This is a genomic window from Acinetobacter sp. CE-15, from assembly GCF_051059255.1.
Taxonomy (GTDB): domain Bacteria; phylum Pseudomonadota; class Gammaproteobacteria; order Pseudomonadales; family Moraxellaceae; genus Acinetobacter; species Acinetobacter guillouiae.
The window spans coordinates 2,722,072-2,741,717 of the sequence record NZ_CP192737.1 but is presented as its reverse complement, the minus strand read 5'-3'; the positions used below and the strand labels follow the sequence as shown (position 1 = coordinate 2,741,717).

Genomic DNA, 19,646 nt, shown 5'->3' with positions numbered 1-19,646 from the left:
CTATATTCTTTAAGCCTATAAAAGCAGTGTGTGAACACTGCTTTTTTTTCATGAGGAAAATAGAATGAAATTTTTAACAAGTTTAACCTTATTCATTATTTTACCTGTGACTGTTGCATGTGCTGATTCAAGTACAGAAACGATTACGCATAAGATGTTAAAACCTTTAATCGAACAGCAGTGTGCCAGTGAATTAAAAGCGTCAAAGATTTGGCAAGTATCCTCATTTTTATGGACAGCTGCACAACAGCAACATGCACAGCAAAAAATCTGTGGCTGCGTCAGTGAGAATGCTTTGAATGATGTCCCTGCTAAACAGCTGGTTATGGCAACGTTTAATGAACCTGCAAAAAATAAGTTGATTCAACAAGCGGTGATGAATAGTTTAAAAGGTTGTGCAAAGGAAGCATTAAAGTAAAGATCTAGAATTTAAGCAGCATAAATTTAAACCACAATAAAAATATAAAAAAGCACACCGTTTTGATGTGCTTTGCTAGATTTTTTAATTTATGTTCGACTAACCTTGTCGTGTCATACTTTTCAATACATTGTCTTTATCAATGAAATGGTGTTTGAGCGCAGCCAGAACATGTCCGACAAGAAGTAAGCCTGCAGCCCATGAAATATAAATATGTAAAGGTTTTACAATCGCTGTTAAATCGGGGTTATCTTGTACAAGTCTTGGAATCTCAAATAAGTACAATACAGGCACAGGATGACCAGCACTCCAGCTAAATAAACATCCTGTGATTGGCAATGCCAATAGCATGAAATATAAACCCAAATGACCTAAATGAGCCAAAGTTTTCATCAATGGTGACATGGTTTCAGGTAGTTCAGGTGCAGGGTGAGTGTAACGCCAAAAGATACGGATAATCACCAAAAAGATAATCACCGATGCAATATTCTTATGTAAGGTAATGACATCACCTTTAAACGGCCCATCGACATCATAGCTTAAAAAATTGCCACTATAAAAACCAATGACCCAAGCGGTAATAAAGATGATTGCCATAATCCAATGCAACCATTGTGCTGTCCTTGTATAGTATTGTGATTTTTGTTGCATGACACAGATTCCGATTTAATTTAGTGCTTATAATATGGATTTTATTAAAAGAAATCAGTTCTAAAAACTCAACGTATTGTTTTAAATTTGCAACGCTTAAAGCAATAATTGTGAAATATTTATCCATTTAGCGTCTAATGAGGTGATTATTCAAATTTTTAGTTTAATCCAAGTATAAGTTTAGGCAAAATAGCCCAGCTTTATCTCATAAAAAGGAAAAAATTGTGAAAAAACGCGTTGTCTTTCTTGCTTCAATCGCTTTAGCTCTATCGGCTTGCGCGACCAATGACCCAACAGGTGCTGCAGCAGCGTCAACAACTCAGCAGTTAGGTGGTGTTGCGCTTAAAATTGCGATCAATGCGAAATGTACAACTGAACTGAATAATTTACCTGCTTGGAAGACTGCAACAAAAGTCATGACTTCAGATCAGAAAAACAATGTACAAAGTGAAATTTGTGGTTGTGTCAGTGAAAAAGTACCACAAAGTGTCAGTACTGTAGATTTGGCAACAGCTGCTTTAGACCCTCAAGCGCGTGCTACGATTGTTTCAAATGTGGTGACAAAAACAATTAATGCATGTGTTGCGGAAGCGATGAGATAATTGCATTAAAGCATCAAAGACATATGAATTTATTGATACAGATTTTTCTATATTGATAAATTCATGGTCTTAGGACTGATGCTGTTTTCTTTATATGGCATCATTCACGCGAAGCAAAATATTCTAAATTTTGATCAGTCGATTGAATTTATGTACAAAGAAAAGGGCTTTCAATCTGTCATCATCTCAAGATGATGATGTATAAACTCAGATAAAACCTGTTGAGCTTCTTTTATGATAGGAAAGAAAATGTTAGTTGCTGGTGTAGATGAAGCAGGACGAGGTCCATTGGTTGGCTCTGTGGTCGCGGCTGCAGTAATTTTAGATCCAAACAAGCCAATTCAAGGCTTAAATGATTCTAAAAAATTAACTGAAAAAAAACGTGAAAAGTTATTCATTGAAATTCAGGAAAAAGCGATTGCTTGGGCAATTGCTGAAGCAACACATCAAGAAATTGATGAACTGAATATTTTACAAGCTTCATTATTGGCGATGCGACGTGCTGTAGAGGCACTCAAAACTGTACCAGAGCATGTGCTTGTAGATGGCAATAAAGTTCCTAAAGGCTTAAGCATGAGCTGTGATGCGGTGGTAGGCGGGGATGCTTTACATGCTGAGATCAGTGCGGCAAGTATTTTGGCCAAAGTAACGCGTGATCATGAAATGGTTGAATTAGACAAGCAATATCCGCAATTTGGTTTTGCAAAACATAAAGGTTATCCAACCAAAGCACACTTTGAAGCCATTGCTGAACATGGTGTGATTGATCAACATCGTCGTAGCTATTCACCAGTCAGAAAAGCACTAGGTCTTGAATAAAACGGATGATGTTTTTTACTGATCAATAAAAATTTAAAGCGGCTTAAAAGCCGCTTTAGTTTCCAAAACAACTATAATCTTAACGATTATAGGTGTTTTGCGAATTATCATCTTCAAAAGAAGGCTGATAATCTTGATCAATATGTTGCAAATGCTCGTGCATAGCACGCTCATGTTGAATACGTTGATAAATTTCTTCGCGATGTACAGAAACTTCTTTTGGGGCATTTACACCAATACGAACTTGGTTGCCTTTAACACCAAGCACAGTAACACTGACTTGATCCCCAATCATCAAAGTTTCTCCGACACGGCGGGTCAGAATCAGCATGTTTATCTCCTTGCTTAAACGCTAAACCTGCGATGAATTTCTAAAAACTAGAAAACACAACTTTAAATAGCACCGATAATTTTAACAGAATAATGTGACAAGTTTTTCATTTTCACATTGCTCTATTGAAATTTCTCTAAAACCTCAAAACTAATATAACAGAGCCACTATAGAAAACACTATAGTGGCTCTGATTTTTTCTTGGTCAAAACAGCGAATAAGTAGCTATATTTGATCAAAAATTATGCACGCGCACTCGATTCGCCATGTTCACGGTCTAAACCGAAGGCTGTATGGAGTGAACGAACTGCAAGTTCTAAGTAATTTTCTTCAATAATCACAGAAATTTTGATTTCAGAAGTTGAGATCATCAGGATATTAATCCCTTCATCTGCAAGTGCAGTAAACATTTTACTTGCAACACCTGCATGAGAACGCATACCAACGCCAACAATCGACACTTTAACAATGTCATCACGCGTAGCAACTTCACGCGCACCAATCGCTGTAGCCGTTTCTTCTAGGATTGCTTTGGCTTTTTTAAGTTCACCACGATTCACGGTAAAAGTGAAGTCAGTTGTGCCATCTTCTTCAACGTTTTGGATGATCATATCCACTTCAACGTTTGCAGCACCAATAGGCGATAAGATTTTAGACGCAATACCTGGTTCATCAGGTACACCTAAAATTGTTAATTTAGCTTCGTCACGGTTAAATGCGATACCAGAAATAATTGGCTGTTCCATATTGTCTTCCGCTTCAGTAGTGATTAGTGTTCCGACATTGTTTTTGAAATCTTCGTCGAATGCGCCATCATTGTCATTATCAAAACTTGATAATACGCGTAAAGGCACTTGGTATTTTCCTGCAAATTCAACAGAACGAATTTGCAATACTTTAGAACCGAGAGATGCCATTTCAAGCATTTCTTCAAATGAAATACGATCAACTTTTTTTGCTTTAGGTGCAACACGAGGATCAGTGGTATAAACCCCATCCACATCTGTATAAATCTGACATTCATCTGCTTTTAATGCCGCAGCAAGTGCAACACCAGAAGTATCAGAACCGCCACGGCCTAAAGTTGTTGTATTGCCATCAATGTCGAAACCTTGGAAGCCTGCAACAACAATGACACGACCTGCATCCAAATGATTTGTCATCACATCTGTATCAATAGATTCGATACGGGCTTTGGTAAACGCGCTGTCAGTTTTGATACCAACTTGGCGACCTGTGAGTGACTTAGCTTCAACACCAATTGAATTGAGCGCCATTGCTAACATTGAAATCGTTACCTGTTCACCCGTAGACACCATTTGGTCTAGTTCACGAGGATCAGGGGTTTCGGTAATGGCTTTCGCTAAAGCCAATAAGCGGTTTGTTTCACCACTCATTGCGGATACAACCACTACAACCTTGTGGCCGTGGTCATGCCAACGCTTTACACGACGAGCAACATTTAAAATGCGCTCGGGAGTACCCATAGAAGTACCGCCATATTTTTGAACGATTAATGCCATAGTTGTTCCATATAAGCCATGACCCTAATCGGCATTAGGGTCAGTTACACAAAAGGTGAAGTATTATTTTTGAGCAAGCCAAGCAGTTAAATCTGCCATCACTTGTTCAAACTTCTCGTTTAGTGGCGCGCCACCTTGTGCTAAGTCAGGTTTACCACCACCTTTACCACCAAGCTCAGTTGCTAAGTGTTTGATGATGTCACCCGCTTTTAGATTTGCAGTGAAATCTTTAGCTACAGATGCGATAAGACTAACTTTGTCACCTTCTACAGCCGCAAGCACAATCACTGCATTATCTAATTTTGATTTGACACTGTCATGAAGATGACGAACAGACTTCGCATCTTGTCCTTGAACTGTGGCAATAAGTGTTTGGCGACCCGCAATTTCCGTCACTTGACTGATTAAATCAGAGGCTTGGAAATTCGCCAATTTTTGATTCAATTGCTCAATTTGTTTTTGCAATTGATGTGCTGTTTCAAGCGTTGATTGAACTTTTTCAACAGTTTGATCTTTCTGTGCTTTTAATAAATCGTTGATATGCAAAATATCTGCATCAAATTTTTGAACGATTTCAAGCGCTTTGGTACCCGTAACAGCTTCAATACGGCGAACACCTGCTGCAACACCACTTTCAGAGGTGATTTTAAACAGACCAATATCGCCAGTGCGTTTTACATGGATACCACCACAAAGTTCAATAGAGAAATTTTTCTCATCTTGGATTGAACCCATAGAAAGTACACGAACTTCATCACCATATTTTTCACCGAACAACATCATTGCGCCTTTTTCTTTTGCTGCATCGATGTCTAAAAGTTCAGTAGAAACGGCGGTATTTGCAATTACTTCGCGGTTTACAATACGTTCAACCTGTTGAATTTGTTCGAATGTCACCGGTTGGTCATTGGCAAAGTCAAAACGTAAAATGTCAGAAGCGACCAACGAACCTTTTTGTTGTACGTGCTCGCCCAATACTTGACGTAAAGCAGCATGTAAAAGGTGAGTTGCAGAGTGGTTGCGTGCAGTTGCTTCACGAAGATCTGCTTTTACAATTGCTTCAACATTTTGAGTCGCTTTTAGGCTTCCCATTGTCACGATTCCTTGGTGAACAAACGCGCCACCAGATTTTTTAGTATCTTGAACTTCAAAAATACCAGTATCGTTTTTGAACAGACCTGTATCACCAATCTGACCACCGCTTTCTGCATAGAACGGTGTTTGGTTCAATACGATTAGTGCTTCATCGCCTTCAACGACTTCATCAACTTGTACGCCATCTTTATAGATCGCAATAATTTGACCTTGACCTTGAGTTGCTTCATAGCCATCAAATTGAGTTTCGCTATCTACTTTCACAATGCTGTTATAGTCAACAGCAAACTTGCCTGCATCGCGTGCACGTTGACGTTGTGCTGCCATTTCAACTTCAAAACCAGCTTCGTCAATTTCCAGTTCACGCTCACGTGCGATATCTGCGGTTAAATCAGCAGGGAAGCCATAAGTGTCGTAAAGTTTAAAGACGGTTTCGCCCGGAATGGTTTTATCTTTGAGGTTGGCTAACTCACCTTCAAGCAGCTTTAAACCTTGTTCAAGCGTTTTGGCAAATAATTCTTCTTCGCGAATCAAAGCTGCTTCAATCACATTACGACGTTGTTCAAGCTCAGGATAAGCAGTGCCCATGGCATCGATTAATGGTTGCAACATTTTGTAGAAGAATGTACCCGTTGCACCCATTTTATTACCATGACGTACTGCACGACGGATAATACGACGCAATACATAACCACGACCTTCATTTGAAGGGTTAACGCCATCTGCAATCAGGAAGCAGCATGAACGTGCATGGTCTGCGACCACTTTAAGTGAAGCAGGGTATTCAATAGGTTTATTGTTTGCTTGTGCAGTTGCAACCGCTTCAGATGTATCAACACCAATAATTTCAGCAGCAGACTTTAATAGGTCTTGAAACAGATCAATTTCATAGTTTGAATTGACATGCTGTAAAACAGCAGAAATACGTTCCAAGCCCATGCCTGTATCTACAGATGGTGCAGGAAGATTATGCAGTACGCCATCAGCAGTACGGTTAAACTGCATGAAAACGTTGTTCCAGATTTCAATAAAACGGTCGCCATCTTCTTCTGGTGTGCCCGGTAAGCCACCCCAAATATGATCGCCATGGTCAAAGAAAATTTCAGAACAAGGACCACATGGGCCAGTATCACCCATTGCCCAGAAGTTATCAGAAGCGTATTTTTCGCCCTTATTGTCACCAATACGGATAATACGATCTGCAGCTAAGCCAATTTCTTTGTTCCAAATGTCAAACGCTTCATCATCTGTATGATAAACAGTGGCATATAATTTATCTTTAGGGAGTGCTAACCATTCTTCGCCTGTAAGGAAATCCCAAGCAAAACGAATCGCGTCACGCTTAAAGTAATCACCAAAAGAGAAGTTACCTAACATTTCAAAAAATGTATGGTGACGTGCTGTATAACCGACATTATCTAAGTCGTTGTGCTTACCGCCTGCACGGACACATTTTTGCGACGTCGTTGCACGAACATAGTCACGTTTTTCTAATCCAAGGAAACAGTCTTTAAACTGGTTCATCCCTGCGTTGGTAAAAAGCAGAGTAGGGTCATTGGCAGGTACAAGTGAACTTGACGCGACACGTGTATGTCCTTGCGATTCAAAGTAGCGCAAAAATGCTTCACGTATTTCAGCAGTTGTCATAAAACGAGTACTCACAACCAAGTCACTCCTTAATTTTCGTATTGGCTAAAAGTGCGTTGCTGAGTCTGATTTTTGCGCTCAGTCACCACACGGGCTTATTTTTAAAAACGCCAAAGTATAACGGAAAATGTAGTGTCCACCAATGATTTTAAGGTGAATTATTGGTATTTCTATACATTTTCAACTTTCGTCTGGGGTAAATTTTGGTTGTATAAATTTAAAATATAGCCACATTGCCATTATCGGATTTAAGCTTGCTTAAAAAGGATCAATACTTAAAAAGTTATGATGCTGAAATTTATATACTTGACCATTAAATTTAAGCGTTTGTTGTTGCTTATATTGTTTTTTTACCGAAGTGCAGGTTTTATAGTTGGTTTTGGTCTGGTTTTTGGTTTCTTTTAAAATCATGTCCTGTAAGCCATGTGTCGTTTTATTTGATAATATGAGGATACTTCTGACCTCTGAATTACTATTCTCTGGACAGTTTCCAATTCGTTCATCGCCGCTATCATTCATACTGATACCGCCAATTTCTTTGATGGGTTGTTTAGGATTAACTTTAAATAAAGTTAAATTACTGTGACTATAAGTGAAACCACCTTGATGCGACGATGAAGTTTCAATACCCACGACATCAATATCAGTTAATGTTGAAAAACGGGTCGTATGGAGTTGTGCACCATCATAATGATCTGCATCTGAGTAAAAAGTTTCTGGTGCTTTATACTTTTGCAGAATTTTATGCTGAGAAGAGTCAATTAAATATAAATTTAGATCATGTTCCATTTCATCATAAGATTTATAAGCAATTGGTTGACTGATTGCAATAAGCTGAGTTTTTTGTTGATTGTCTAAATGGATACAGCTTTTATATGTTTTGGCTTCAGTATTGGCAAAACGCTGATTGACCAATTTAAATTGTTGAATCAATTGTTGTTGCTGTTGGTCTGAGCAATGTTGATAAGGTGCTGCAAAACTATTTCCAGTAATCAAAAGCAATGCAGTGTTGAATACAATTTGTAATGTTTTCATGATCTAACCTTTTTAATTGCAAAATTTAATTAAATTCCAAAGTCTAAAAATTTGAGCTGCTTAAAACGATATTTTTTCCCATCGAATTTCATAATATGGCTTTGTTTTTTGACGATACGGTGTGTTTTACAGTTTTTCTCATCAAGTGTTATACGTTCGGATTTTTCAGTTAATTGAATATCTGCTAAACCATGACTTTGCTGTTTTAATGGATTAAGCAAAATTTGAGTCTCGGTTTGTGCATTATTTTCACATAGAGATGGTCTTTCGCCAGCTGAGTAATTAGTCATAAAATTATCTAAAACGAGCTGAACTTTAGCAGCATTGATTTGAAATAGTTTTAATTCACGAATTGTATAATACATTCCCCCAGAATGCCCATAAGTTAAGGCCAATCCAATAACATGAGTATGGGGAGTTTTAGAGTAAGGATTGATATCAAATTTTAAATTTTCAAACTGACTGGCATCGGAAGAGATGGTTTTTGGATAAGTATAATGATTTAAAATTTTTGAAGATGCGGTATCGATCAAATATAAATTTAAATCATAATCCGCAAAGTCAGATTGCATAGCAACAGGATTGCTGATTGCAATAATCTGTTGGTGTTTACTGATCGTTAAGCAGGTTTGGAATACAGGATAACGCGCATCTAAATTTTGTTGTGTGTTTAAGTTGAATTTTTGAATGAGTTGTTGAGTCAGAGTTTCTGAGCAGTTTGAATAGGCATTTTGTGCATGTGTTGGTTGTGTGTATAGAAAGGCTAGTAAAATCATGCAGTAAAGATAAAATAATTGATTTAGTTTAAAAATATTTTTAATGGATGGATACATTTATTTTTATCCTAGCTGAATCAAAAAATTATTTTTGAGAAATTTTTATGACTAAATAAAGCATATTCTAACAGTAGTCACGCTAAATCTTATAACATATAGCGCATAAAGTAGTTTGGCTGTAAAAGGACATCTGATGCAACGTGTGGCAATAAACGGATTCGGGCGAATTGGACGGAATGTATTACGCGCTTGGTTTGAAAATCCGAAAAACTTCCATTTTGAAATTGTTGCCATTAACGATATTGCAGATGTTGAAACGCTGGTTCATTTATTTAAATACGATACTACCCATGGTCGCTTTGACGGTGCAGTGAATATCGTACAAGAACATGGACAGCTTTATATGTCGATTGACGCACGACAAATTAAACTGAAAGTGCAAATTTTAAGACAAGCCAATCCTGAATTATTGCCTTGGAAAGATTTAAATATTGATGTTGTTTTAGAATGTACAGGGCTGTTTCGATCAAGAGCCGCTGCAACACAGCATATAACAGCAGGTGCAAAACGCATCATTATCGGTGCAGCACCTTTTGATACTGTTGATGCTGCCATCGTTTATGGGGTAAATCATCATGATGTTAAAACTAGTGATCAAATTATTTCGGGTGTGTCATGTACTACACAGGCTTTAGTCCCTTTGGTCAAAATTATTGATGATGCATTTGGAATTGACAGCGCATTAATGACTGAAATTCATGCGGTCACAGCAGATCAATCTGTACTGGATCATGCACATCGAGACTTACGCCGCGCACGTGCTTCAGGACAAAATATTATTCCAACTACATCTTCTGCTTTGGGTGCATTAAAACAAGTCATGCCCAAAATGGAAAACCGTATTGATGGTTTTTCAATCCGTGTACCAACAATTAATGTTGCCGCCATTGATTTAACATTTATTGCTAAAGCGCCTGTAACAGCTCATTTAATTAACCAAACCTTAATTCAAGCAGCAAAATATGATTATGCTGAAATTATGTCTGTCACAGATGAGCAATTGGTTTCAAGTGATTTTAATCATTCACCTTATTCACTGATTGTTGATCTGACTCAAACCATGGTCGTGGGGCAACAGGCGAAAGTGTTTGCTTGGTACGATAACGAATGGGGCTATGCAAATCGCTTGTTAGATTTGTGTGAATCATTTTATTAATCTAATATTTATCACTTTAAAATAACTTTAATGACTTGAGTTTAATCAAGACAAAGATTGACGTGTTTTGTTGGGGGTGAATGATGTTTTTTATATATTTGGTTATTGTGATTCTTTATCTGGCCATGATGTTTGTGATTTGGCAAATGGGAAAGTTAAAGAAAGAAAACCTTGAATGGCTTAAACATGTGCAGAATCATGAGCAACAGATCCATGCACAAGAGCAACATCTCAAACAGGCCTTACAAATTATGCAAGATTTGGCTAAAAAAATGCATGTACAGCAGCAAGTTTTAGACAATACCTCAACACGTTTGACTCAAGTTGAGTTTCAAAACGCTGAATTAATTAAAATATTACAGCAAAATTCAAACCTTAATTGAGGTTTTGAATTGCATCAAGTCAGGGATATTGGCTATTCAGATCACTTAAAGCATAACGTATCGCAAAATCCCTGTTGCAATGATACTGATCAGTACAGTGGGCAATAATGAAAAATAACAAGCTGCGAACAGTGTGATGATAATTGCAATCAAGTTGGCTGGTTGATCCGTAACAAAGTAGGGTGCAATCACTGAAATCAAAACACAGCCGGGGATCACCTGTAAAATTCGCGTGGTTCTTTTGCTGAGGTGTTTATTTTTTAACAGTAAATAACCTAAGATTCGAGTTAAATAGGTTGTTAATCCTACACAAACAATGGCGATGAATGTTGTCATATGAATCATTCTTCATCTCCAATTAATAAGAACGCAGCAAAAATTCCTGAAATAGAACCAATCAATACATACCAGCCTTTGGGTAGATAATAATAGGCCAGTGCAGCAGCGATTAGACTAATCAACCAAGGCAGTGCAGGTTTAAAACCTTTCCACATTCCGCGTAAAAGCACCAGAAAAACTGCGGGGAATGCCATGTCAAAACCAAACTTTGTGACATCACCAAGGAAAGAGCCAATGCCGACTCCCATAGTGGTAAAAACCACCCACATAACATATAACGCAAAACAAAGGCCGATATAAAAAAACACACTAAATCCTGCATAGGGATTGCGAGGGTTTTGTTTGTGTGAATCCGTAATGCTAAGGGCCCAACTCTCATCACACATAAAAAATAATAATGGAAGGGCTTTACGATTGGGCAAATGTCGAATATAGGGTGCTAAACTCGCGCCCATTAAAATATGGCGACTGTTGACCAGGAAAGTGATCAGAATTAAAAACAACAATTGAGGAGGCTGCGTCCAAACTTCAATAATGGCGAACTCAGAACCACCAGCAAAATTGAGTCCTGTTAACAATGGAACTTCTAAGGCAGAAAATCCTTTTTGCGCTGCTTGTGTTCCTAAAACCAGTGCAAAAGGGATAATACCCAGTAGCATTGGAATAGAGGTTTTAAGCCCACGTACAAACTCTCTAAATTCAATTGAATAGGTCAGTTCAGTCGTAGTGTTCTTAAAACTTAACATGAGTCGCTCAATGGTCGCTAAAACAAGGTGATTTTTATTTTATGCCAAATGATTCGCTATATTTCGCTAAACTTGCTGCCTGTAAAATAATTTTTGCAATATTATTGCTGGAATATGTTATTTTTTAGTTTTATCTGCTAGAAATAATTTTATGAAATTGGATCAGATAGATCGGCGTATTCTGTGTGCATTACAACGTAATGGAAAACTACAAAATAATGAATTGGCAGAACAGATAGGTTTATCCGCTTCACCTTGTTTAAGACGAGTAAAGCAACTGGAGGATGAGGGGATCATTGACCAATATGTTGCATTGGTCAATCCACACAAAGTAGATCTCAGTTTGACAGTCTTTGCACGAATTTGGTTAAAGAGTCAGGATGAACAAGCAGTCAATCAATTTATCGAAAGCATTATGAATATTTCTGAAATTGTTGAATGTCAACTTATGGCAGGTGATTGTGATTTTTTCTTACGTATTGTGGTTTCTGATTTAGAGGCATATCGTAAATTTCAAATTAATCATTTAAATAAAATTCCAGGGATCCAGAATGTCAAAACTGAAATCCCTTTACAAAAGATCAAACAGACCACAGCCTTACCGCTAGATTAGTTTTTTGATTCGCTTTCGAATAACTTTAAATATTTTATCGGCACTTGTTCAGTCAACCAAACCCCATTTTCAGCACAATAAAACTGGAAACCATCTTGGTGCATCTGTTTGGTGTCTAGTATGAAAATGATGACTTTGCCATGTCGTTGTCCCACTTTCTGGGCTGTGACTAAATCAGCAGATAAATGCACATGATGACGTTCACCTGAAATTAAGCCTTTTTCTAAAATACTGTCGACAAAGTGAGTTGCTGTGCCATGAAAAAGTGTATCGGGCGGCGTGATAGCAGCATACTCACGTTGAACCTGAGCACTAGAGTGACCTTGTACTGCGCGGATTTTGCTTTGGTCAGGTGAGAGCTGGAAGCGTTTTTTATCACTGCTTTCAACAACCTCAATCAACTCTACGAGTTTAAGCGGTCTTTTGTGTTTGATCATTTGCTGCAAAAGGATATGTACATCCGTCCAGCCTTCGGAGTCGAGTTGGATTGCAATGGTTTCTGGTTGATGCCGAAGTACTAAACTTAGAAATTTACTATGTTCGCGTAATGTTTTTTCTGAAGATTTCATTTGTTATTCTTACATGATATGGATTTGGGTATAAAAATTAAGGCTGAGTTTCAATTGCTCTTACGACACTATCTACTGAATATTGTCCCCATTCAGAGAGTTGCTCGATAAATAAATTGATTGCATGACTATCAAAATGCGCAACCAGCATATAGCAAGCGGAACCACAGACTTTATAGCAACTTTCAATTGACTCAAATTGAGCGATAAATGCTTCAAACTGTTCAAATTCATTATTCTGCATCATCACACGTATAAATTGTGTAGATTGATGCTGTAGCGTAATCGTATATTTCTGAATCGTTCCTTCATCTTGCATTCGCGCAATGCGACTTCCTACAGCTTGCCCTGTACGGTGTACTAATTTTCCGATCTCTTTATTGCTTAAGCGAGAATCAGTTTTTAGTATTTTTAAAATTTTGAGGTCAATTGGGTCATTTGGCAACATAGTGAATTGAACAAATTTTCAGTTTGAAAGTTTCTAATCGATTATTCTTTCATGAGTGACTGCAAATCGCCAGCTGTTTTGATTAATCTTATAAAAACATCAACACAAGGGTTAGGGAAACACCATGAGTCAAACAGCATTATTAGTGATAGATGTCCAAAACGATTATTTTCCTCAAGGGAAGATGGAGTTGTTCTGCGCGGAACAGGCTTTAAAACACATCAATCGTTTGGAAGATCTATTTATAAAGCGTGAGCAGCCGATTATTTATATACAGCATATTGCCAATCAACCTAATGCTACATTTTTTCAAGCAGGAACGATGGGTGTAGCACTACATTCGGGTTTACGCGTTAAGGCTGATTCAATTGTGATTGAAAAACATTATCCCAATAGCTTTTTTCAAACCACTCTAAGAGCAGAATTAGAGCGACTGAATGTTGATAAATTGGTGATTAGTGGCATGATGACGCATATGTGTGTTGATGCGACGTCACGTGCAGCGGCAGAATTTGCTTATCAACCGACGATCATTGCAGACGCTACAGCGACGCGTCAATTGAGCTATTCAGGCAGAACGGTTGAGGCAGAAGATGTACAAACAGCCTGTTTGTCAGCCTTTCAAATGTTTTCACAAGTGGTCAGTATCGAGGACTATTTAAAATAGTTGAAAGAGTTAAAATAACAGGGAAGTACAGTGATTCGATTTTGTACTTCCCTTTAAATCTGAATAAAAATTTATGCTTGGTTTAAGAAACCTTCTTTGATTTTTTCAGGTAAGCCTGTATGCCACCATGTATAAATGGAGGATTTTATTTCTTCATCTTGTTCAGGATCATTGAAAGGTTCATCATCTTCACGAATCAATTCATCGCCTTCAAATTTAAACCAGAATTCCCACGGGTCATCATCCCCACAACCCCAAGCCAGTGTGTGAATTTCAGGGAGCAATGCTTTTAAGAAAAGTAAGATTGCTTCGATAAACTCATCGCCTGAAGAACCATGCACAAAATGGGCAACTGAATAGCCTGCAATAGCGTGTAATGATTCAGGACCCAAATCAAACTCAATATTGTCAACTGTATTTAAAAGATCTTCTGCAAGTTCTTGCCCCAATTGTGAATTAAGCTCAACTGCAACAGCAATAAATTTGTCTTGCTCACCGCGATGCTCTTGAAATAAACGGCCTAGCTTTTGCATGATTTCCGTATTTGGATGCGTGTAATATAAGTTGCTATGTAGTTCCATACTTCCCCAGTTTTTAGTATTTCAGTTGCTTTAAATAGATGCTGTTTTTCTAAACGAATAAATTATATTTTCAACAACGCAAATAGCAATCAACACTTGTGTGAAAAGTTAAATAAATACAAAGAATTGAAGTGGGATAGTGTGTAATAGATGGTTTTTTGCCTAAATTATGCATAAGTGGTCAAATTATCTAGGCATCAAAAGTTATTTTATTAATGCATGGCGCAGATGATCGTGCTAAAATAAGAGAAATCGGGTGTGTTCCCGATTTTTTTATGCGGATTACTTCCGCGCTGACAGGATTTAGGTTTACAACATGCCCATTTCAGAGACATGGTTATTACCTGATGGTGTAGCTGATGTATTACCAGAGCAAGCGCAAGTAATTGAAAAATTGCGCCGTGAAGCTTTAGATTTCCTCGCATCACGAGGTTATCAGCTGGTGTATACGCCATTCATCGAATACATCGAATCTCTTTCTTCTCTCTCCGAATCGAATCAAGATTTAGACTTAGCCACTTTTAAAGTCATCGACCAACTTTCAGGTCGTTTACTTGGTGTGCGTGCCGATATGACACCACAAGTGGCTCGTATTGATGCCCATGTACATCAAGTACAAGGTGTGGCGCGTTACTGCTATGCAGGAACTGTACTTCATACTAAACCACAAGGTTTTAATACCACACGTGCACCACTTCAGTTAGGTGCAGAGTTATTTGGATCAGACAGTATTGACGCAGACGTTGAAATGATCGACGTGATGCTCAATCTGATTAATACCGCGGGTTTAGCTGATGGTATCCATCTTGATTTAGGGCATGTAGGACTGTTTAGAAGTCTGGTAAAACATGTGGGTTTAAATAAATCAACAGAAAGCCACTTATCTGATTTGTATCAGCGCAAAGCACTACCAGAACTTGCTGAATTCACTCAAGATTTAGAATTTGGTTCTGATTTTTATGCTTTAGGTCGTTATGCAAGTGATCTGGATGCATTGCAAGCGAATATTAGCGCAGAGATTTTTGCTGATGAAGCATTTAAAAATGCTTTTGAGGTACTTAAAACAACATATACAGAAATCCAAGCACGTTGGCCAAAACTCAATATTGGTATCGATGTTGTAGAGCTTCGTTCGTACCATTACCACACTGGGTTAATGTATGCCGTGTATGCACCGAACCGTGCTGCACCGTTGGCACAAGGTGGTCGTTATGATGGTATTGGTGAACACTTTGGACGCGCGCGTCCTGCAACAGGCTTTTCTTGTGACTTGTATTCCTTAAGTGCGGGTCAACGTCAGCAGATTGAAAAAGTGGTTGCACCAAAAGGTACCGAATCCACTTTGCTGGATGCGATTGCCGTAGCACGTCAACAAGGTTTAAGTGTAATTCAATTATTGGGTAATGACGATTTAAACTCAGTTCCAAATGCAACCCACCAGATGGTGAATGTTGCAGGTGAGTGGAAAATCGAAACAATTTAAGTATCAGATTGAATGTTCATGTCATTCGATTTGGTTTTCTATTTTAACAGCATGATGTAATGAGGCTATTATGGGCAAAAGTGTTGTGGTACTCGGTACCCAATGGGGCGACGAAGGTAAAGGTAAAATCGTTGACCTGCTCACAGATCAAGCAGCTGCGGTAGTACGTTATCAAGGCGGACATAACGCAGGGCATACGCTCGTCGTTGGTGGTAAGAAAACAGTTCTTCACCTCATTCCATCAGGTATTTTACGTGAAAACGTACTTTGCTTAATTGGTAATGGTGTTGTACTTTCACCTGAAGCATTGATCAAAGAGATGGATATTCTTGAGAAAGAAGGCGTACCCGTTCGTGAACGTCTGCGTATTTCTCCAAACTGTCCGTTGATTCTTCCTCACCATATTGCACTTGATCAAGCGCGTGAGAAGAAACGTGGTAATGCCAAAATCGGTACAACAGGTCGTGGTATTGGTCCTGCTTATGAAGATAAAGTAGCGCGTCGTGCTATCCGTGTTGCGGATTTAGTTCGTGGTGGCGAACATCTTAAAGCACAGCTTGAAGAGCTTCTTGAATACCATAACTTCCAATTGACTCAATTCTTCGGTGTTGAAGCAGTTAAAGTTGAAGATGTGTTGGCACTTTGTGATCAATGGCGCGAAGTGGTTAAGCCATTAGTTTTAGATGTGATTACAACATTGCATGACTATCGTAAAGATGGTGCAAACATCATGTTTGAAGGTGCGCAAGGCTCACTTCTTGATGTTGATCATGGTACATATCCGTATGTAACTTCATCGAACACTACTGCTGGTGGGGTAAGTTCTGGTTCAGGTCTTGGTCCATTGCATCTTGACTATGTTTTGGGAATCACCAAAGCCTATACAACTCGTGTAGGTGCGGGTCCATTCCCAACTGAGCTTGTTTATGATGCTGCCAATGATGTTGGCGATGCTGTTGGTAAACATTTGGGTACTGTGGGTTCGGAATTTGGTGCGTCGACTGGTCGTCAGCGTCGTTGTGGTTGGTTTGATGCTGAAATCTTACGTCGTTCTGTAGATGTAAACTCATTATCAGGTATTTGCTTAACTAAACTTGATGTTTTAGATGGTTTGGAAGAAGTAAAAATCTGTATCGGTTATGAAGCAGCAGATTCAGGTTGTGTAGGTTCTACAGATGCACTTGCATTTGAAACATTAAAACCAATTTATGAAACTATGCCTGGTTGGTCTGAGTCTACGTTTGGTGCGAAATCATTGGATCAATTGCCACAAAACGCAATTAACTATGTAAAACGTATTGAGCAGTTGATTGAATGTCCTATCGACATCATTTCAACAGGTCCAGATCGTGATGAAACAATTGTGATGCGTCATCCATTTGATGCTTAATTGATTCAATCTTAAAAAGCTCCTTCGGGAGCTTTTTTATTGTTATTCTTTTTAGGTGTTTTAAATAAAGTGTGATTATATTTTGATTTTTTTTGTAAAATACAACATAATTCAGCCGCTAAGAGCTGAGCTTCGTTTTGAAGCTTGCAATAAGATCTATGAAATTTGGTGAAAATAATGATTAACAAGAAACTATTACTTGGCTTAGGGTTGGCTATAGGCTTAACAGGGTGTACCACTGTTGCTGAATTAACGGGTAATGATTCTGCGACTTTAAACCTCAATGCAGCAGCAGATTATAAACTTCTTGTTGAAGATGCAAAGGCACAAAAAGCACTTGATACAACATCTGCAACATATAAACGAGTTAATGCTGTTTTCTTAAAGATGAAACCTTTTGCTGATCAAGCAAATCAAACGGGTCAAAAATTTGACTGGCAATTGAGCGTGCTTAAATCCAATGAACTCAATGCATTTGTTATGCCTGGTGGTAAGGTTGTGTTCTTTACAGGTATCGTCAATCAATTGAAACTGACTGATGCTGAAATTGCTGCCATTATGGGACATGAAATGACCCATGCCTTAGAAGAGCATTCTAAACGTGGTGCTGGCGCAACTGCAATTACAGATTTTGCTGTGAAAATGGGCAAAACTTATGCAGGCGATAAATTGGGCTCAGTCGGCACTCAAGCTTTAGATATCGGAAGTAAATATGGTGTAGGTTTGCCATATTCACGTAGTTTAGAGTCGTCTGCTGACCGTGGTGGATTAATGCTTATGGCGAAAGCTGGCTATAATCCTGAAGCAGCAATCAGCGTTTGGCAAAAAATGAACAAGATTGATGGTGGTAGTAATAATGGTGTACAGAAGTTCACTTCAACGCACCCATCAAATAACGACCGTATTTCAGATTTAAACAAAAACATGGTTGAAGCAAAGCAAATCTATCAATCTGTGATTAAAAAGTAATTTGATCGCAGAACGCTAAGCCCGATGTAAATCGGGCTTTTTATTTACAGCTAAAAAAGACTAAAGTCGATATCAATTAGACTAGGTTTTCAAGTTTAGCTTGTTAAAATGTATTTTTAGATACACATTGAGTTTGTAGGATGCAAAAGAATATATCGAGCACGATATTTTATTCTCTGATTTTTGCTATGGGCGGTGCTCCAACGATCGCAATGCTGATTATTCAGGCACAAACCAATGATCTGAATATCATCAATAATGCATTGCTTGGTTTGAGTGTGATGGTTGCATGTGTACTGGTTCCTATTATTTTGATCCAGAATGCGTTTTTGTTGATCAAAAGAAATGATCAACATTTAGAACAAAAGATTATTCCATTGAAAAACATATATTTGACGCTGAATGTAATTTGTCTCATATATTGGTTGGCGATTCAATTTTTGTGATATTTCACTTACATAATTAATATGAATTAATGGATTTTATTGATTTATCCTTATGTAACATTTGCATATAATCCACAATGCTTTTATTTGTTCTCCATGGAGTTGATTATAATGAACAATAAATTAATGCTTAGTCTTTGTGCGGCGACTGCCATTTCAATTTCAGGGTGCTCAACTATCGCAGATATGGCAGGTGCTGATTCTGCAACGCTTAATTTAAATGCAACGCAAGGCTTTAATAAAACAGTGCAAGAAGCACGTTTGAATAAGACTCTAGATACAACTTCTGCAACTTATAAAAAAGTAAATGCAGCATTTATTCGATTAAAACCTTTTGCTGATCAAATGAACCAAACGGGTCAACGATTTGACTGGCAATTGGCAGTACTTAAGTCAGATGAAATCAATGCTTATGTTGCACCCGGTGGTAAAGTGGTTTTCTACACAGGGATTGTAAATCGACTCAATTTATCTGAAGCTGAAGTTGCTGCGGTGATGGGCCACGAAATGACCCATGCTTTAGAGGAACACTCTAAACAAAAATTAGGTGCGCAAGCGTTGACCAATCTTGCAGTTGGTATTGGTAAATCTTATGCAGGCAGCCAAATTGGTGAATTAGGCAATGCAGCGCTCGATTTGGGAAGCCAAGTCGGGGTAGGCTTACCGTACTCACGTAGTTTAGAGAGTCGTGCAGATGAGGGTGGCTTAATGATGATGGCGAAAGCTGGCTATAACCCTCAAGCGGCAATTACCTTGTGGGAAAAAATGGCGAAACAGGGTGGAGGAAAAGGTTCTGCATTACTGTCAACACATCCATCTGATGTCAATCGTATCAATGCAATGAAAAAGAATTTACCTGCTGCAATGGCAGTTTATACTGCACGAGGCGGAAGATAAGT

General features: G+C 38.3%; 23 protein-coding genes. 12 read left to right on the top strand and 11 right to left on the bottom strand.

The genetic code is table 11. The features are described 5' to 3' along the window. Positions 1-64: 64 nt before the first annotated feature. Entirely contained in the window at positions 65-418 is a 354-nt protein-coding gene (locus ACQ7EO_RS12780; protein ID WP_434277509.1) for a hypothetical protein, read from the top strand. A 99-nt stretch (positions 419-517) separates the two neighbouring features. On the opposite strand, the gene ACQ7EO_RS12775 is transcribed toward ACQ7EO_RS12780, so the two are convergent. After that, the gene (locus ACQ7EO_RS12775; protein ID WP_004721181.1) at positions 518-1,069 is read right to left on the bottom strand and encodes a cytochrome b; all 552 of its coding nucleotides are present in this window, start codon (positions 1,067-1,069) and stop codon (positions 518-520) included. Positions 1,070-1,293: 224 nt separating this feature from the next. Between ACQ7EO_RS12775 and ACQ7EO_RS12770 the strand changes: the two genes are divergently transcribed. Further along, positions 1,294-1,671, top strand: coding sequence for a hypothetical protein (locus tag ACQ7EO_RS12770; RefSeq protein ID WP_434277508.1), 378 nt, complete (start codon positions 1,294-1,296; stop codon positions 1,669-1,671). A 249-nt stretch (positions 1,672-1,920) separates the two neighbouring features. Further along, complete coding sequence (rnhB, locus tag ACQ7EO_RS12765) at positions 1,921-2,490, top strand: ribonuclease HII (RefSeq protein WP_004820802.1); 570 nt, start codon at positions 1,921-1,923, stop codon at positions 2,488-2,490. Positions 2,491-2,569: 79 nt separating this feature from the next. On the opposite strand, the gene csrA is transcribed toward rnhB, so the two are convergent. The 5 genes from csrA to ACQ7EO_RS12740 all read right to left on the bottom strand — a co-directional run bounded on the left by csrA (position 2,570) and on the right by ACQ7EO_RS12740 (position 8,897). Continuing rightward, positions 2,570-2,821, bottom strand: coding sequence for a carbon storage regulator CsrA (gene csrA, locus ACQ7EO_RS12760; RefSeq protein ID WP_004721174.1), 252 nt, complete (start codon positions 2,819-2,821; stop codon positions 2,570-2,572). Between the two features lie 242 nt (positions 2,822-3,063). Continuing rightward, entirely contained in the window at positions 3,064-4,344 is a 1,281-nt protein-coding gene (locus tag ACQ7EO_RS12755; protein WP_004721171.1) for an aspartate kinase, read from the bottom strand. Between the two features lie 63 nt (positions 4,345-4,407). Continuing rightward, positions 4,408-7,101 (bottom strand): alanine--tRNA ligase, encoded by a 2,694-nt coding sequence (alaS, locus tag ACQ7EO_RS12750; protein WP_434277507.1) that lies wholly within the window; start codon positions 7,099-7,101, stop codon positions 4,408-4,410. 243 nt (positions 7,102-7,344) lie between these two features. After that, on the bottom strand, positions 7,345-8,121 hold the full coding sequence (locus tag ACQ7EO_RS12745) for a hypothetical protein (RefSeq protein WP_434277506.1): 777 nt from the start codon (positions 8,119-8,121) through the stop codon (positions 7,345-7,347). 29 nt (positions 8,122-8,150) lie between these two features. Continuing rightward, positions 8,151-8,897, bottom strand: a complete 747-nt coding sequence (locus ACQ7EO_RS12740; protein WP_419314636.1) for a hypothetical protein — start codon at positions 8,895-8,897, stop codon at positions 8,151-8,153. 193 nt (positions 8,898-9,090) lie between these two features. On the opposite strand from ACQ7EO_RS12740, the gene ACQ7EO_RS12735 reads away from it, so the two are divergent. Both ACQ7EO_RS12735 and ACQ7EO_RS12730 read left to right on the top strand, forming a co-directional pair. Then, positions 9,091-10,113 carry a type I glyceraldehyde-3-phosphate dehydrogenase gene (locus ACQ7EO_RS12735; protein ID WP_419314640.1) on the top strand — a complete coding sequence of 341 codons (1,023 nt, stop codon included), beginning with the start codon at positions 9,091-9,093 and terminating at the stop codon, positions 10,111-10,113. Positions 10,114-10,196: 83 nt separating this feature from the next. Next, positions 10,197-10,496: a hypothetical protein gene (locus tag ACQ7EO_RS12730; protein WP_434277504.1), complete on the top strand. Its 300-nt coding sequence runs from the start codon at positions 10,197-10,199 to the stop codon at positions 10,494-10,496. 45 nt (positions 10,497-10,541) lie between these two features. Here ACQ7EO_RS12730 and ACQ7EO_RS12725 read toward each other — a convergent pair whose 3' ends face one another. Together ACQ7EO_RS12725 and ACQ7EO_RS12720 are read right to left on the bottom strand one after the other, a co-directional pair. Next, positions 10,542-10,841, bottom strand: a complete 300-nt coding sequence (locus ACQ7EO_RS12725) for an AzlD family protein (RefSeq protein ID WP_419314646.1) — start codon at positions 10,839-10,841, stop codon at positions 10,542-10,544. Continuing rightward, positions 10,838-11,581 (bottom strand): AzlC family ABC transporter permease, encoded by a 744-nt coding sequence (locus ACQ7EO_RS12720; protein WP_004820943.1) that lies wholly within the window; start codon positions 11,579-11,581, stop codon positions 10,838-10,840. The genes ACQ7EO_RS12725 and ACQ7EO_RS12720 overlap by 4 nt, the downstream gene beginning before the upstream one ends. 151 nt (positions 11,582-11,732) lie before the next feature. Between ACQ7EO_RS12720 and ACQ7EO_RS12715 the strand changes: the two genes are divergently transcribed. Beyond that, positions 11,733-12,194 carry an Lrp/AsnC family transcriptional regulator gene (locus ACQ7EO_RS12715; RefSeq protein ID WP_096733928.1) on the top strand — a complete coding sequence of 154 codons (462 nt, stop codon included), beginning with the start codon at positions 11,733-11,735 and terminating at the stop codon, positions 12,192-12,194. On the opposite strand, the gene ACQ7EO_RS12710 is transcribed toward ACQ7EO_RS12715, so the two are convergent. Together ACQ7EO_RS12710 and ACQ7EO_RS12705 are read right to left on the bottom strand one after the other, a co-directional pair. Beyond that, positions 12,191-12,763 carry an RNA 2'-phosphotransferase gene (locus ACQ7EO_RS12710; protein ID WP_434277502.1) on the bottom strand — a complete coding sequence of 191 codons (573 nt, stop codon included), beginning with the start codon at positions 12,761-12,763 and terminating at the stop codon, positions 12,191-12,193. The two genes, ACQ7EO_RS12715 and ACQ7EO_RS12710, sit on opposite strands and share 4 nt — an antisense overlap. 37 nt (positions 12,764-12,800) lie before the next feature. Next, positions 12,801-13,211, bottom strand: coding sequence for an Lrp/AsnC family transcriptional regulator (locus tag ACQ7EO_RS12705; RefSeq protein ID WP_004820950.1), 411 nt, complete (start codon positions 13,209-13,211; stop codon positions 12,801-12,803). 124 nt (positions 13,212-13,335) lie between these two features. Between ACQ7EO_RS12705 and ACQ7EO_RS12700 the strand changes: the two genes are divergently transcribed. Beyond that, the gene (locus ACQ7EO_RS12700) at positions 13,336-13,878 is read left to right on the top strand and encodes a cysteine hydrolase family protein (protein ID WP_434277500.1); all 543 of its coding nucleotides are present in this window, start codon (positions 13,336-13,338) and stop codon (positions 13,876-13,878) included. A gap of 71 nt (positions 13,879-13,949) precedes the next feature. Here the strand turns inward: ACQ7EO_RS12700 and ACQ7EO_RS12695 are convergent, their stop codons facing one another. Beyond that, complete coding sequence (locus tag ACQ7EO_RS12695; RefSeq protein WP_004820954.1) at positions 13,950-14,459, bottom strand: hypothetical protein; 510 nt, start codon at positions 14,457-14,459, stop codon at positions 13,950-13,952. A gap of 316 nt (positions 14,460-14,775) precedes the next feature. Between ACQ7EO_RS12695 and ACQ7EO_RS12690 the strand changes: the two genes are divergently transcribed. The 5 genes from ACQ7EO_RS12690 to ACQ7EO_RS12670 all read left to right on the top strand — a co-directional run bounded on the left by ACQ7EO_RS12690 (position 14,776) and on the right by ACQ7EO_RS12670 (position 19,644). Beyond that, positions 14,776-15,942: an ATP phosphoribosyltransferase regulatory subunit gene (locus ACQ7EO_RS12690; protein ID WP_056510528.1), complete on the top strand. Its 1,167-nt coding sequence runs from the start codon at positions 14,776-14,778 to the stop codon at positions 15,940-15,942. 70 nt (positions 15,943-16,012) lie between these two features. Next, positions 16,013-17,332 (top strand): adenylosuccinate synthase, encoded by a 1,320-nt coding sequence (locus ACQ7EO_RS12685; protein ID WP_004721148.1) that lies wholly within the window; start codon positions 16,013-16,015, stop codon positions 17,330-17,332. 177 nt (positions 17,333-17,509) lie between these two features. Further along, positions 17,510-18,301: a M48 family metallopeptidase gene (locus ACQ7EO_RS12680; RefSeq protein WP_004820958.1), complete on the top strand. Its 792-nt coding sequence runs from the start codon at positions 17,510-17,512 to the stop codon at positions 18,299-18,301. Between the two features lie 140 nt (positions 18,302-18,441). Beyond that, entirely contained in the window at positions 18,442-18,747 is a 306-nt protein-coding gene (locus tag ACQ7EO_RS12675) for a hypothetical protein (protein ID WP_004820960.1), read from the top strand. Positions 18,748-18,858: 111 nt separating this feature from the next. Continuing rightward, positions 18,859-19,644, top strand: coding sequence for a M48 family metallopeptidase (locus ACQ7EO_RS12670; protein WP_004721143.1), 786 nt, complete (start codon positions 18,859-18,861; stop codon positions 19,642-19,644). The last annotated feature ends 2 nt before the right edge of the window (positions 19,645-19,646 follow it).